Here is a 15,562-nt window from a genome sequence, read left to right on the forward strand (position 1 = left end):
GTCTACCAGTTGGTAATGTCCTGCGCTTCGTCGCTGCCGCCGACCTGGCCGTCTTTACCCAGGCTGAATAAATCATATTCACCATGCTGGCCGGGGGCTCGATATTGGTAAGGCTTACCCCACGGGTCATTCGGCACGTTTTTTTTCAGGTAAGGGCCGCTCCAGTGTATATTGTTATCTGCATTGCTCATCAAGCCCAGTAAACCCTGCTCAGTCGTCGGGTAATGCCCGACATCCAACCGGTATTGATCCAGCGCCTGCTCCAACGCCGAAATTTGCGCCTTGGCCGTTTTCACTTCAGACTTACCAATCTGCTGAAAATACTTAGGCCCAACATAGCCCGCCAGCAAGCCGATAATGACCATCACCACCAGCAACTCCAGCAAAGTAAAACCGCGACTGTTCCGAACAGAACGACAAGGCATCGCTAACACTCCATGAAAATTTGATGACAATACTAAGCAGATTAGATTGCAGAAAAGTGGCGGCAATATGACACGCTGTCACAGTTGTAATGTTGAATTAACGCCGCCAAGCTGACTGAAGATGGGATAAACGCTCTGACTGGGCGGTCAACACCCAATTAAGAGTAACATTTATTGAAATTTTTTTAAATGGATTAAAGAATTGTCGCGAGAGAGTCGTAACAAGGGTGGCCGTTCACTCGCCCAAAAAACCGCCACTCTGATGTGTCCACAATTTGGCGTAAATGCCATTTTGCGCCAGCAGTTGATGATGGGTGCCGGCTTCTACAATGCGACCCTGATCAAGCACGATCAGCTTGTCCATGGCAGCGATAGTCGATAATCGGTGAGCAATCGCAATCACTGTTTTGCCTTCCATCAATTGCGCCAAATGATGCTGAATCGCCAATTCCACCTCAGAATCCAGCGCACTGGTCGCTTCATCTAACACCAATATTGGCGCATTTTTAAGCATGACGCGTGCAATGGCAATCCGCTGACGCTGCCCGCCAGACAGTTTGACGCCGCGTTCACCTACATGCGCATCATAGCCGGTGCGACCTTTGGCATCGCGCAGGGTGAGAATAAACTCATGCGCTTCCGCACGCTTGGCTGCCGTGATCATGTCTTCATCACTGGCATCCGGGCGACCATATAAAATATTCTCGCGCACCGAGCGATGCAGCAAAGAAGTATCTTGTGTCACCATGCCAATCTGCTGACGTAAAGAATCCTGTTTAACGGTATCAATAGCTTGCCCGTCAATACGGATATGCCCCGCCTGAATATCATAAAAGCGCATCAGCAAATTAACCAGTGACGATTTACCGGCACCAGAGCGCCCGACCAGGCCAACACGCTCTCCTGGCCGAATGTGCAGGTTAAAATCTTGTAGCAGCGGCGCCTGTTTGTCATAGGCAAAGTCCACTTGCTGAAACAACACCTCGCCTTTTGGCACATGCAATGTCAGCGCGTCCGGCACATCGACCACACGATTTTCGACTGATAATGTATTCATACCGTCTTGCACGGTGCCAATCTGCTCATAGAGCGAGGTCAGCTCCCACATCACCCAGTGCGAAATGCCGTTCAGGCGCAAGCCCATGGCCATGACGGCGGCCACTGCGCCTGCTGCCACCAGGCTTTGTGACCACAGCCACAACACCATGCTGCCGCTAGCAATAATCAAACACATGTTTAAAAAGTGATTAATGCTTTCGACACAACTGACCATGCGCATTTGCCCATGCACGGTATCTAGAAACTCCTGCATGGCTGATTGCGCATAACCGGCTTCACGCCCGGCATGCGAAAACAATTTCACAGTAGAAATATTGGTATAGGCATCGGTAATACGGCCTGTCATCAGCGCACGCGCGTCCGCCTGATGCTGGGAAACCTTTGCCAGCTGCGGGATAAAATAGACCAGGGCACATGCATAAAGCAGTAACCAGCCCAAAAACGGCAACACCATCCACGGGTGAAAGCTGCCGACGACAGTCACAATCGTGGTGAAGTAAAGCAACACATACACCATGATGTCAGCCAGAATAAACCACACTTCGCGCACAGCCAGCGCGGTTTGCATTACCTTGGCTGAGACACGGCCGGCAAACTCGTCCTGATAAAAGCCCATGCTTTGGTTGAGCATATGTTGATGAAACTGCCAGCGTAAACGCATGGGAAAGTTACCCGCCAGCGTCTGGTGCTTGATCAACGTTTGTAACACGATGACCAGCGTACTGCCCATCAGAATTGCCGCCACCATCCACAAGGTGTCGTGGTGGATGCTCCAAAGTTGGCTGGGCGTAATGGCAGTCAGTTTATCGACCACTTTACCCATCAGGGCAAATAACAACGCCTCAAATGAACCGATACAGGCAGTAAGCACAGTCATCGCCAGAATATAGCGGCGCATGCCATAAGAGCATGCCCACATAAAGGGCCAAAAACGGGTGGGAAGCTGATTAAGTATCTCGCGCGGAAACGGAGACACCAATCCTTCAAAACGGCTAAATAATCGCATGATCACTACTTGGAATAAATGGTACAAACGGCCTCGGCAGCAATGCCTTCGCTGCGTCCGGTAAAGCCAAGTTTTTCTGTGGTGGTCGCTTTCACGTTCACCTGGTCGATTGCAACATTGCAATCAGCTGCAATATTCGCGCACATCAGTGCTGTGTGCTTACCCAACCTGGGTGCTTCACAGATTACCGTAGCGTCAATATTACCGACCTGATAGCCCTTGTCAGCAAGCAATACTGCTACATGGCGTAATAATTCACGCGAATCTATGCCTTTAAAGCGCATATCGCTTGGCGGAAAATGCTTGCCAATATCGCCCAAAGCCGCAGCGCCGAGCAAGGCATCACAAATCGCATGCAACAAGACATCAGCATCCGAATGGCCATCCAAGCCGTGACTGTGCGGGATATTGACGCCACCGATAATACAGTCGCGGCCAGTCACCAGTGCGTGTACATCAAATCCGTGGCCCACTCTAAAAGGGATCATTTTGCATCCTGTTCGCTCTGTGTAGCCTGCATCAGTGCCAATACCACGGCAATATCGTGCGGATACGTAATTTTTAAGTTTTTCAAATCACCCAGCACTAGTTTGGGAGCATAGCCCGCCCACTCCATGACCTGCGCCTCATCGGTAGGCTGACGCGGCAAATGTGCCGCCAGTGCCTGCTGCAACATGCCGGCTTTAAACATTTGCGGTGTCTGCGCCTGCCACAATGATTCGCGTGGAATCGTCTCTGCGACTTGCTGTGTCGTATCGGCGCGCTTTAGGGTGTCTGCCAGCGGCAAGGCGAGCAAACCGCCGACATCCGTCGAGCTGATAGCAGCGATTAAACGCTGTACCATCGCAGCATCCAGGCCAGGGCGTGCCGCATCATGCACCAACACCCAATCATCCTGATTAACGTATGACGCCATGGCTTGCAAGCCCTTATACACCGATGCCGCCCGGCTATCACCACCACAAGACAATACCTGTGTTTTATGACAGCCCTGCAAAAGGTTCTCCGACCAATAAGCATCCTCAGGCGCAATCACAATAAAAACCTGGCTAATCTCGGGCATCGCCTCAAAGGTATCGATAGCGTGACGCAAGATTGGTTTCCCATTGAGCGGCAAATATTGTTTTGGAGCAGCACTCTGCATGCGCGAGCCGCTGCCGGCGCTGGGAATCAGGACATGATATTGAGTCATCCCGTCATTTTATCATGCCGCCCATACGTTTCTTTTGCGCTGATCACACATCGCTTTTATTCGCAGCCGATCACTATATTCATACATAGCCATATGCAAAAAAAGCATTTTATAATCAAGCAGCAACAGCCGACACAACAATATATATTCTCTGGCACCATCATGACGCATACGAAATGCATAACCAGCGGCTTATTACTTATCTCCTGGCAGCATCTTTAGGCACCAGTTACGCAGATCCACCGGCTCACGCACCGGCCCATGGCTGGAGAAAAAAACATGCCCCTTATTATCAAGGTTATTCAGGCTACCAGTGGCAACGAGACTACGGTGTGATGCGTGGTGAGTGCCAGTGGCAGACCGTGGGAACCGTCGCCAGTGTCCGCGAAGGCAGCAATAAGCCCATTGCCGTTATTCTGGGCTCAGTGATTGGTGCCGTCATTGGCAACCAGATTGGTAAAGCCATAGACAATAATGACAGAGGCTGTATTGGCCACGCACTTGAACTTGGACGCATCGGGCAGCCAGTACACTGGGTCAACCCCAATAATCGTGTTGAATACCACCTGACACCAACGGCAGACTTTATGCAAGGCAATCAGAAATGCAAATCTTACCGCCTGGAATGGGTGGAACAAGGCAAACGGCTGCAAGCCAACAATCGTGCCTGCTTAGCAGAATAAGGCAAATGGCAAACCATCAATTAGCCGATAACGGTTTAAATAACAAAGCCTCCCTAACAAGGAGGCTTTTATTGATAACTGCAGCATAGAGCAAAGCTACATTTGATTTTTGCTATTGATTTCAGGCAATAAAAAACCCAGCACTGTTGTGCTGGGTTTTTAGAATAGGAGCTTGGGGATGACCTACTTTCGCATACGAAGAGTACACTATCATTGGCGCAAGTTCGTTTCACGGCCCTGTTCGAGATGGGAAGGGGTGGTTCCAAACCGCTATTGTCCCCAAACATAACTGGTAATGTTATGCATGGTGCCGAAGTTACTCGGCCTGCTTTAACAAATTGGAAGAAGTAAAGGATGCAAGCGTTTCTGCTTGTTTTTCAATGGGATTAGGGTATGAAACAACTTGTGTTTCTTATTTCTAGATGATTGCCAAATCATATTGCTTTGAACTACACCTTATCAGATTATTGATAGTTACCTATCAGGTCATCTAAGTTTTAAGGTTATAGGATCAAGCCTCACGAGCAATTAGTATCAGTTAGCTTAATGCATTACTGCACTTCCACACCTGACCTATCAACGTCCTGGTCTTGAACGACTCTTTAGCTGGCTTAAAGCCAGAGGCAAGTCTCATCTCGAGGCGAGTTTCACGCTTAGATGCTTTCAGCGTTTATCTCTTCCGCACTTAGCTACCCAGCTATACCATTGGCATGATAACTGGTCCACCAGAGGTGCGTCCACTCCGGTCCTCTCGTACTAGGAGCAGGTCCCCTCAAACTTGCAGCGCCCACGGCAGATAGGGACCAAACTGTCTCACGACGTTTTAAACCCAGCTCACGTACCACTTTAAATGGCGAACAGCCATACCCTTGGGACCGGCTACAGCCCCAGGATGTGATGAGCCGACATCGAGGTGCCAAACTCCCCCGTCGATATGAACTCTTGGGAGGAATCAGCCTGTTATCCCCAGAGTACCTTTTATCCGTTGAGCGATGGCCCTTCCATACAGAACCACCGGATCACTATGACCTGCTTTCGCACCTGCTCGACCTGTCCGTCTCGCAGTCAAGCAACCTTATGCCATTGCACTATCAGTACGATTTCCGACCGTACCTAGGTTACCTTCGCACTCCTCCGTTACTCTTTGGGAGGAGACCGCCCCAGTCAAACTGCCTACCATACACGGTCCCCAGTCCGGATTACGGACCTAGGTTAGAACCTCAACAACATCAGGGTGGTATTTCAAGGATGACTCCACGATATCTAGCGACACCGCTTCATAGTCTCCCACCTATCCTACACAAATCTTGTCAAAGTCCAATGTAAAGCTGCAGTAAAGGTTCATGGGGTCTTTCCGTCTAGCCGCGGGGAGATTGCATCTTCACAAACATTTCAACTTCGCTGAGTCCCGAGAGGAGACAGTGTGGCCATCGTTACGCCATTCGTGCGGGTCGGAACTTACCCGACAAGGAATTTCGCTACCTTAGGACCGTTATAGTTACGGCCGCCGTTTACTGGGACTTCAATCAAGAGCTTGCACCCCATCATTTAATCTTCCAGCACCGGGCAGGCGTCACACCCTATACGTCCACTTTCGTGTTTGCAGAGTGCTGTGTTTTTATTAAACAGTCGCAGCCACCTTTTCACTGCAACCCCATCACGCTTCTAGAGCAAGTCTATACACGTTACCGGGGCGCACCTTCTCCCGAAGTTACGGTGCTAATTTGCCGAGTTCCTTCTCCCGGGTTCTCTCAAGCGCCTTAGAATTCTCATCCTGCCCACCTGTGTCGGTTTGCGGTACGGTCTTATACAACTGAAGCTTAGTGGCTTTTCTTGGAAGCATGGTATCAATCACTTCATCTGCAAGCAGACTCGTTATCACGTCTCAGTCTTAGCTCTCCGGATTTGCCTAAAGAACCAACCTACACGCTTGAACCGGGACATCCAACACCCGGCTGACCTAACCTTCTCCGTCCCCACATCGCATTGTATAGAGGTACAGGAATATTAACCTGTTTCCCATCAGCTACGCATCTCTGCCTCACCTTAGGGGCCGACTCACCCTGCGCCGATGAACGTTGCGCAGGAAACCTTGGGCTTTCGGCGAGGGAGCTTTTCACTCCCTTTATCGCTACTCATGTCAGCATTCGCACTTCTGATACCTCCAGCATGCCTCACAGCACACCTTCGCAGGCCTACAGAACGCTCTCCTACCATGCCATATAAATATGGCATCCGAAGCTTCGGTTACGTGCTTAGCCCCGTTACATCTTCCGCGCAGGACGACTCGACCAGTGAGCTATTACGCTTTCTTTAAATGATGGCTGCTTCTAAGCCAACATCCTGGCTGTCTATGCCTTCCCACTTCGTTTTCCACTTAGCACGTCATTTGGGACCTTAGCTGTCGGTCTGGGTTGTTTCCCTCTTGACCACGGACGTTAGCACCCATGGTCTGTCTCCCGTAATTGCATTTCTCAGTATTCGGAGTTTGCAATGGTTTGGTAAGTTCTTATGAACCCCCTAGCCATAACAGTGCTCTACCCCCGAGAATGATATACGAGGCACTACCTAAATAGTTTTCGGAGAGAACCAGCTATCTCCAAGTTTGTTTAGCCTTTCACCCCTATCCACAGCTCATCCCCAAATTTTTCAACATTTGTGGGTTCGGACCTCCAGTACCTGTTACGGCACCTTCATCCTGGCCATGGATAGATCACTTGGTTTCGGGTCTACACCCAGCGACTAATTCGCCCTATTCGGACTCGATTTCTCTACGCCTCCCCTATCGGTTAAGCTTGCCACTGAATGTAAGTCGCTGACCCATTATACAAAAGGTACGCAGTCACCCCCGAAGAGGCTCCCACTGTTTGTATGCATACGGTTTCAGGATCTATTTCACTCCCCTCCCGGGGTTCTTTTCGCCTTTCCCTCACGGTACTTGTTCACTATCGGTCGATTACGAGTATTTAGCCTTGGAGGATGGTCCCCCCATGTTCAGACAAGGTTTCTCGTGCCCCGCCCTACTTTTCGTTACCCTAGTTCCACAGACGGGATTTCGTATACGGGACTATCACCCACTACGGTCGGACTTTCCATTCCGTTCTACTATCGCATCTGCTAAAAATAACAGGCTATTCCATGTTCGCTCGCCACTACTTACGGAATCTCGGTTGATTTCTTTTCCTCGAGTTACTTAGATGTTTCAGTTCACTCGGTTCGCCACTACCTCCCTATATATTCAGGAGGAGTTACCCTTGCGGGTGGGTTTCCCCATTCGGACATCTCCGGATCAAAGCTTATTTGCCAGCTCCCCGAAGCTTTTCGCAGGCTATCACGTCCTTCATCGCCTGTAATCGCCAAGGCATCCACCATATGCACTTATTCACTTGACCCTATAACGTTAAAACCTAAACCCTTTTTAAATCTAGATTTCGTCGCGCATGAGACGCGCGTTACAGGTAATTCTAAAGCACTATCAAACCTCGTTAGATTTGCTTCATTTATGATTACTCATCAATGTCGCGTCTCAACTTGCGTTTAATATATTTATGATTTTGCAATCAATCGATATTATTTCCGGTTAAAAAATAATATCGCCCATTGAATATAAGTTGTCATCACACAACCTATATTCCTTTACTTCTTCCATTTTGTTAAAGAACAGTCTAGTAAAAAAACTAGAAGCAAACACTACACAAGTAACGCTTGCTTCTAATCTCTAAACTACAACAAAGATCTACTCACCCAAACCATCAATAAGGTGGTGGAGGATAACGGGATCGAACCGTTGACCCCCTGCTTGCAAAGCAGGTGCTCTCCCAGCTGAGCTAATCCCCCAATATAGAGTGGTGGGTCTGGTTGGGCTCGAACCAACGACCCCCGCCTTATCAAGACGGTGCTCTAACCAGCTGAGCTACAGACCCTAAGGCGGTTTGCCTAAATCTTTGTTGCTGCTTATATTTCAGATGACTGATAAGAGTGAATGCTTGAAGCCGAGTGATCTTCTCTAGAAAGGAGGTGATCCAGCCGCACCTTCCGATACGGCTACCTTGTTACGACTTCACCCCAGTCATGAATACTACCGTGGTAATCGTCCCCCTTGCGGTTAGACTAACTACTTCTGGTAAAACCCACTCCCATGGTGTGACGGGCGGTGTGTACAAGGCCCGGGAACGTATTCACCGCGACATGCTGATCCGCGATTACTAGCGATTCCGACTTCATGCTCTCGAGTTGCAGAGAACAATCCGGACTACGATCGGCTTTCTGAGATTAGCTCCCCCTCGCGGGTTGGCAACTCTCTGTACCGACCATTGTATTACGTGTGAAGCCCTGGCCATAAGGGCCATGAGGACTTGACGTCATCCCCACCTTCCTCCGGTTTGTCACCGGCAGTCCCATTAAAGTGCCCAACTAAATGATGGCAATTAATGGCAAGGGTTGCGCTCGTTGCGGGACTTAACCCAACATCTCACGACACGAGCTGACGACAGCCATGCAGCACCTGTGTCCACTTTCTCTTTCGAGCACCTAATGCATCTCTGCTTCGTTAGTGGCATGTCAAGGCCAGGTAAGGTTTTTCGCGTTGCATCGAATTAATCCACATAATCCACCGCTTGTGCGGGCCCCCGTCAATTCCTTTGAGTTTTAATCTTGCGACCGTACTCCCCAGGCGGTCTACTTCACGCGTTAGCTGCGTTACTCATGGATTTTACTCCACCAACAACTAGTAGACATCGTTTAGGGCGTGGACTACCAGGGTATCTAATCCTGTTTGCTCCCCACGCTTTCGTGCATGAGCGTCAATATTATCCCAGGGGGCTGCCTTCGCCATTGGTATTCCTCCACATCTCTACGCATTTCACTGCTACACGTGGAATTCTACCCCCCTCTGACATATTCTAGTCTTGTAGTTTCAAACGCAGTTCCCAAGTTGAGCTCGGGGATTTCACATCTGACTTACAAAACCGCCTGCGCACGCTTTACGCCCAGTAATTCCGATTAACGCTCGCACCCTACGTATTACCGCGGCTGCTGGCACGTAGTTAGCCGGTGCTTCTTATCAAGGTACCGTCAGCCTCACACTTTATTAGAGTGTAAGTTTTCTTCCCTTGCGAAAGAGCTTTACAACCCGAAGGCCTTCTTCACTCACGCGGAATGGCTGGATCAGGCTTTCGCCCATTGTCCAAAATTCCCCACTGCTGCCTCCCGTAGGAGTCTGGACCGTGTCTCAGTTCCAGTGTGGCTGGTCGTCCTCTCAGACCAGCTACTGATCGTCGCCTTGGTAGGCCATTACCCCACCAACTAGCTAATCAGATATCGGCCGCTCTTATAACGTAAGGTCCGAAGATCCCCTACTTTCCCCCTCAGGGCGTATGCGGTATTAGCTAGTCTTTCGACTAGTTATCCCCCATTACAAGGTACGTTCCGATATATTACTCACCCGTTCGCCACTAATCCCCCTAGCAAGCTAAGGTTCATCGTTCGACTTGCATGTGTAAAGCATTCCGCCAGCGTTCAATCTGAGCCAGGATCAAACTCTTCAGTTTAATTCCTAACTATTACTTTTTTACCTCTTTTCAGAGGCGGTATTCGTTTCGCTTTACTTACATAAATGTAAGTACTCAAATTCATTTCAAGGTATGTGCGTTTTTACACTGTACATACTTGTCATAAATCTAAGTGTAAGCATTTGTATTTTCTGAGTTTCTACGCATTAAATGCGCTTCACTCAACTACAAACACCCACACTTATCAGTCATCCTAATTTTTAAAGAACAGTGCCTCGAAGGCTTTTCGCTGAACGTTTCGTTTCAAGCGAAGGGCGCATTATACAGAGGTTTTTTGATCGGTCAAGCATGAAATTTATTTAATTTTAAACTCATTTTTTTGCTTGGTTGCGGGAACAGGATTTGAACCTGTGACCTTCGGGTTATGAGCCCGACGAGCTGCCAGACTGCTCCATCCCGCGTCCGAATCGACTTGTAAAACTTGTGTTGCGTCGAGAGGTGAGACTATAGCAAACTTTCAAAAACAGTGTCAACAGTTATTTGGCTTTTGTATGCATATTGTAGAGCGCGGCATATTTGCCGCCAGCCTGGATCAGCTGCGCATGCACCCCTTGTTCTACGATTTGACCTTGATCCATCACGATAATTCGGCTGGCATGTTGTATGGTGGTCAGGCGATGCGCGATCATGATGGTGGTTTTACCTACCATGAGCTGATTCAAGGCAGCTTGCACTTTATGTTCTGATTCGTTATCCAGTGCCGAGGTGGCTTCGTCAAGAATCAATATAGGTGCATTTTTGAGCATGGCACGTGCGATGGAGAGGCGCTGACGCTGGCCGCCAGATAGACGGAGGCCACGGTCGCCAATATGGGTATCTAATTGCTGCGGCAGTTTTTCGATAAATTCCCAGGCATACGCCGCCTTTGCTGCAGCAATGACCTCTTCTCTTGAGGCGCTGCGCAAGCTGCCATAGGCGATATTATGATAAATCGTATCGTTAAACAGTACGGTGTCCTGGCTAACCAAAGCAAACTGCTGCCTTAAATGCGGCAATGCCAGTTGCTGAGTATCGACCCCATTAATAAAGATATTGCCTTGCTGTACCTCATGAAAGCGCGGCAACAGATGCACCAGCGTAGATTTGCCGCCACCAGACATGCCCACCAGCGCAATACTTTCACCCGCCTGTATGGTCAGATTAAGTTTTGCCAATGCGGCATGTTGCCCATAAGGATATTTAAAAGCGACATTCTGGAACTGAATCTGTTTGATCGGCTGCGTGAGCGTCAGCTCGCCCCGATTAGCTTCTGCCGGTGCATCCAGCACGGCAAACACGCTCTGGCAGGCCGTGACGGCAATTTGCACATCTTCATTGACTGAGGCAATGGCTTTCACCGGACCGATCAACATGAGCAAGGCGCCAATAAATGCCGCAAACTCACCGGCAGTAAACTGGCCTGCAGAGTAATAGATGACCATACCCAGTGCCAGCGCAGCCAGCATTTCAACGAACATACTATTAAGCCCTGAAATCCGCCCCAGCCTCACCATCATCTGCCGATTCTTGGCCGCAATGTGGCTGAAACGCTGATATTCGTAAGCCTGCCCGTTAAATACCTTGACCACACGCTGACCACTGGCAGCCTCTTCAATCACCTGCGTCATATCGGTCATGCTGGCTTGCACCTGCTTACCGGAGTTGCGCAGTTTGGGCGTCATTTTTTTAAGATAGCGGGTAATGATGGGTGCCAGCATCAAAAATACTAGCGTAAGTTTCCAATCCAGATAGAGCATATAGGCCACAATACCAATAATGGTGAGGCTATCGCGAATGGATGAAATAATGACCTTGGTGACAGCGCTATACAGTTGCTCGCAATCAAAAGTCATTTTGGTGGTGATATTGGCGATGGCATGCTGGTCAAAAAAACTGGCAGGCAGCATGAGCATATGGCCAAACACGTGATTACGCACATCTTCAATCACGCGTCGTCCGACAATACGCACCAGGTAACTGGAACCAAACCCGGCCAGCGCCCGTACAAACAGCAGGCCACACAGCATGGCAGCCAGATAAATGCGCGAACTGTTTTCGGCATGCCCGGCAAAGCCTTCATCTGTCACATGCTTGATCGTGCTCAAAAAACCGGTGTTGCTGGCGGAAAGTATCACCAGGCAACATAGCGCCATGGCAAAGGTCAGCCAATAGGGCTTAATGTAGGCCATGAGTCTGGCCAATTGTGTATAAGTGCTTTGCGTATTGTGCATGACGGATTATTTATTGCGGCTTGATGTGCATGGAAGTCAGTGCCGCCAGCAATTGCTGCTGTAGTCGGTCTTGAGAAAAATAAGCGCTATATAAGGTATGAGCAACCTGGCCTTTGTCGCGTGCGCAATGCGACCACTGCATCACCGCTTCGGCCAGTGCTAGCGGATTCGTCGCTTCGATTTGCCATAAACCGCTATCCGGGCCATTATTTATTCCTACCGGGTAAGCTGCACTAGCACGCGTGATCACTGGTTTTGCGCATGCCAAGGCCTGAAACACTTTATTGGGGATCACTTGCGCGGCTTTCTCTGAATCACTAAACACACCGAGCACAATGTCGGCTTGTGAAATACGGTGTGGAAGCTGCGTATAAGACATCGTTGGCTCGAAACGCACATTAGCGAGCCCTGCTGCCTGCTGCTGGGCACTGGCTTTGGCCGGGCCATCGCCCAGTAACACCCAGCGAATATGGGGCTGGTTGCTCATCAGCCTGGCGGCAGCAATCACTGTCTCTACGCCATGCAGGGCAATAAAGCTGCCATAAAACAAGACTTCGACCAATGCTGGGGCGGCCTTAGCATCGGCCGGGGCAAATAGCGGCTGCTCAGCACCAACATAGACACAGGCGGTTTGTGCGGATGTTAGCTTGAAGCGCTTCATGAACATTTGCCGCTGTGGTTCGGTATCCAGCAATACCATATCCACCGTTTGCAGCCATTTGGTTTCACGGGTTAACAAACGTTTTGCCGATGCACTCTCGGCAACATATTTCTGCCGCTCATACACTTGCTTTTGCCAGGCACTAATCAAAGGGTCAAACAATACCGGAATCTTTTTTTTGCGCGCCCATCGGCTGGCGGCCGCCACATCGCGATGCCTGAAACAAGGCACCCAGACCAAATCAGCTGTGAATCCTTTTAATTGGGCCTCAATATCAGCCAGGGCGCTGACGCGAGGTGAAAAATCAATCACGTCATAGCCCAAGGATTGCAACAACTGCCGACAAATACGGTTGCGGGAATAATTGAGGTCAGAACGCCCCCACCAGATGACCTTAGGCATGACTTGACCTAGGCAGAAATGGCAGCAGGCGCTGTGGTGACAATTGCTGCATGCAAGAGTGATGACTACACTGCTTGGCATAACAATTTTTGCAGGGCAGGTCGAGTTGCAGCGCAAGCACATGCTGCCCAGGCGGCTTGACCCGCAACGGATTGGTCGGACCACAAATCACCGTCATGGGGGTGTGAGTCGCTGCGGCCAGATGCGCCGTCCCCGTATCATTGGCCACAATCGCGCTGGCATGCGCACAGATCACTGGCACCTCAAGCAAACTGGTTTGCCCGCATAAATTCACTACTTGCTGCGGATATTGGCGGGCAATCGCCAGGCATTCATCCGCCTCATCACGTCCGCCAAGCAAGACCACTCGCTCGCCTCGCTGAATATAGTCGGCAACCAAGGCGGCATAGTGTGCAGCCCCCCAGCGTTTGGTCAGGCCACTGGCATGGCTACCGCACAAAAAAACCACAAACGCTTTGGATTGCAACCCATGTTGCGCCAGCAACTGCTTAGCAGCCACCACTGAAGATGGCGCAATATGCAGCTTTGGGCCGTGAGTGCGTAAGGCAATACCAGCTGCCAGCAAAGTTTGCTGCATGATTTGAAAACTGTGCGCTTGCGGCAAATGCTGTCGCTGTTTAACCGTATAAGGGTATCGCGGGTGATTGCCTAGCAACCAGGCCGGCGCTTTGCCCATTAGCCTGAGCAGCGCCAGCAAGCCGCGGCTTTTATCGTTGGTTTGCAGGTCAATAATCAGGTCGTATTGCATGGCAGACACCTCGGCCAGCCACTGTTTATAAGCACGCCAGCGGCCTGGCTTTTGCTGCAAGTTAACGCACCACACCCGCTGAAACCTGGGGTCATGGGCAAATAACGATTGCCAGGCTGGCATGGTATTCAGGTGCAATTCTGCCTGTGCGAAAGCCAGCCGAATATCCTCCATGATGGCAGTGCTGATGACGATATCGCCCATACCGCCCCATTTCATGATGAGGATGCGCTTGATGGCGGGATCGCGTGGCAAATCACGCGCAATGGTGTGATCCAGCGTGGCGTTCAAACAATCGCTATCCCGGTATTGCATCAGCCTAGGCGGCGCTGTCATGACTGCTGCTCCGCTCCAGGCTGGCGACAAAAGCGCAGGCCAGCAACATCAATACCGGGAACCACCATGGCACCAGCATAGGCTGGGTGGTGTTAACAGGAAAATAAATCACCATCAATGGCAAGGCATAAGGCCATGCCTGGTGCTGGCTGAGCATATCGGCCTGCCTGAACCAGCGCACACATAACACCACAATCGCCACCAGACCCAAGCCTCCGACCAGCCCGGTTTCCGCCAGCCATTCGACATAAATATTGTGGCTATGCGTACGTCTAGCGACAAAACGGTCATCCGCGCGACTGGCATACTGCGCATAGGCATGCTTATAGTTATTGCTGCCGATGCCGGTGACTGGCTCGGCCTGCCACATATGCAAACCGGTTTCCCACAAATTGAGGCGATAGGTCAACGCATGATTAACACGGTCAAATGTAGACTGCTCTGATGCTGCCACTGCTTGCGTGGCCTGAAATTTGGTCTTTGCCAACTGTGGATTGAGCATGCTAGAACATAGCGTAATCAGTAACGGGATGCACAATACAGCCAGCCAAACCTTCCAGCCCGGCTGCTGCCGCCACAGGCCGAGCAACAACATCAGCATATAAATATAGAGATAGCCACGCGCACCAGACAATACAACAACAACGCCAGCACCCAGCAACATTGCCCAGGCCAGCCAGCCATGTTTGGGCTGCAGGTGATAAAAAGTAAGCGGCAACACCGCCAACATCAATATGCCCTGGTGCAAATCACTAAACATACCGGTAATGCGTCCTTCCGGCGTTTTAGGCATACCCAACACATCCAGGCCAAACAAATACTGGATGGCACTATCCAATATCCACAGCGCAATCACCCAACTCACGCCGCGCGCGAATAGCCGCCTGTACGCGGCCTGTTGCAACAGCACCACCAGCGCAAGGCCAGCCAGATACATCAGGCTAAACCAGGCAATGGCTGCAAGTGTCGCTTTCACATCAAACGCATGTTGTAAAGATAGCCACATCGGCAGCCACAACAGCAAGAACACGGTCGTCCAGCGGCGCACCGCCAGTTGCTTGCTTAAGTCTGAAAACTTAGCCAGAAATAGCCCGGCGCCAACAATAGCCAGTAGCAAGGTAGGCAACCGTGCGCCGCCAGAAAATGGGCTCCAGGCGATGATCATCACCGCAAACAGCAAGCAGGCATTGATCAACATACGCGGCATGGCGAGGGAGTTGCCTGGCTTAGCTGACAAAGTTGCAAACAT

At 50.4% G+C, this 15,562-nt stretch carries 9 protein-coding genes, 3 tRNA genes and 3 rRNA genes; 1 reads left to right on the forward strand and 14 read right to left on the reverse strand.

All coding sequences use genetic code 11. The annotated features are described in order from the left end of the window. Positions 1–2: 2 nt before the first annotated feature. The 4 genes from gspG to ispD form a co-directional block, all read right to left on the reverse strand. A complete protein-coding gene (gene gspG, locus METH5_RS0102090; protein WP_029146948.1) occupies positions 3–425 on the reverse strand; it encodes a type II secretion system major pseudopilin GspG in 423 nt (140 codons plus the stop codon). 235 nt (positions 426–660) lie between these two features. Next, positions 661–2,490: an ABC transporter ATP-binding protein gene (locus METH5_RS0102095; RefSeq protein WP_029146949.1), complete on the reverse strand. Its 1,830-nt coding sequence runs from the start codon at positions 2,488–2,490 to the stop codon at positions 661–663. A 5-nt stretch (positions 2,491–2,495) separates the two neighbouring features. Continuing rightward, positions 2,496–2,978, reverse strand: a complete 483-nt coding sequence (ispF, locus tag METH5_RS0102100; protein ID WP_029146950.1) for a 2-C-methyl-D-erythritol 2,4-cyclodiphosphate synthase — start codon at positions 2,976–2,978, stop codon at positions 2,496–2,498. Then, a complete protein-coding gene (ispD, locus tag METH5_RS0102105) occupies positions 2,975–3,682 on the reverse strand; it encodes a 2-C-methyl-D-erythritol 4-phosphate cytidylyltransferase (RefSeq protein ID WP_029146951.1) in 708 nt (235 codons plus the stop codon). The genes ispF and ispD overlap by 4 nt, the downstream gene beginning before the upstream one ends. A gap of 176 nt (positions 3,683–3,858) precedes the next feature. Here ispD and METH5_RS0102110 point away from each other — a divergent pair, with 176 nt between their 5' ends. After that, positions 3,859–4,365: a hypothetical protein gene (locus tag METH5_RS0102110; protein ID WP_029146952.1), complete on the forward strand. Its 507-nt coding sequence runs from the start codon at positions 3,859–3,861 to the stop codon at positions 4,363–4,365. 170 nt (positions 4,366–4,535) lie between these two features. Here METH5_RS0102110 and rrf read toward each other — a convergent pair. From rrf to METH5_RS0102160, 10 genes are all read right to left on the reverse strand, one after another. Beyond that, positions 4,536–4,649, reverse strand: a 5S ribosomal RNA gene (gene rrf, locus METH5_RS0102115). 223 nt (positions 4,650–4,872) lie between these two features. Then, positions 4,873–7,757: ribosomal RNA gene (locus tag METH5_RS0102120) — 23S ribosomal RNA — on the reverse strand. A 369-nt stretch (positions 7,758–8,126) separates the two neighbouring features. Continuing rightward, a tRNA-Ala gene (locus METH5_RS0102125) sits at positions 8,127–8,202 on the reverse strand. 9 nt (positions 8,203–8,211) lie between these two features. Continuing rightward, positions 8,212–8,288: transfer RNA gene (locus METH5_RS0102130), tRNA-Ile, on the reverse strand. An 87-nt stretch (positions 8,289–8,375) separates the two neighbouring features. After that, positions 8,376–9,914, reverse strand: a 16S ribosomal RNA gene (locus METH5_RS0102135). The 16S, 23S and 5S rRNA genes sit together here with 3 tRNA genes alongside, the layout of an rRNA operon. 345 nt (positions 9,915–10,259) lie before the next feature. Continuing rightward, a tRNA-Met gene (locus tag METH5_RS0102140) sits at positions 10,260–10,336 on the reverse strand. A 75-nt stretch (positions 10,337–10,411) separates the two neighbouring features. Then, a complete protein-coding gene (gene msbA / locus METH5_RS0102145; protein WP_029146953.1) occupies positions 10,412–12,145 on the reverse strand; it encodes a lipid A export permease/ATP-binding protein MsbA in 1,734 nt (577 codons plus the stop codon). 10 nt (positions 12,146–12,155) lie between these two features. Next, positions 12,156–13,208, reverse strand: coding sequence for a glycosyltransferase (locus METH5_RS0102150; protein ID WP_029146954.1), 1,053 nt, complete (start codon positions 13,206–13,208; stop codon positions 12,156–12,158). Continuing rightward, entirely contained in the window at positions 13,201–14,313 is a 1,113-nt protein-coding gene (locus tag METH5_RS0102155) for a glycosyltransferase family 9 protein (RefSeq protein ID WP_029146955.1), read from the reverse strand. Before METH5_RS0102155 ends, METH5_RS0102150 begins: the two co-directional genes overlap by 8 nt. Beyond that, complete coding sequence (locus tag METH5_RS0102160) at positions 14,297–15,562, reverse strand: O-antigen ligase (RefSeq protein WP_051412815.1); 1,266 nt, start codon at positions 15,560–15,562, stop codon at positions 14,297–14,299. The genes METH5_RS0102155 and METH5_RS0102160 overlap by 17 nt, the downstream gene beginning before the upstream one ends.

Origin of the sequence: Methylophilus sp. 5 (genome assembly GCF_000515275.1) — a bacterium.
Lineage (GTDB): Bacteria > Pseudomonadota > Gammaproteobacteria > Burkholderiales > Methylophilaceae > Methylophilus.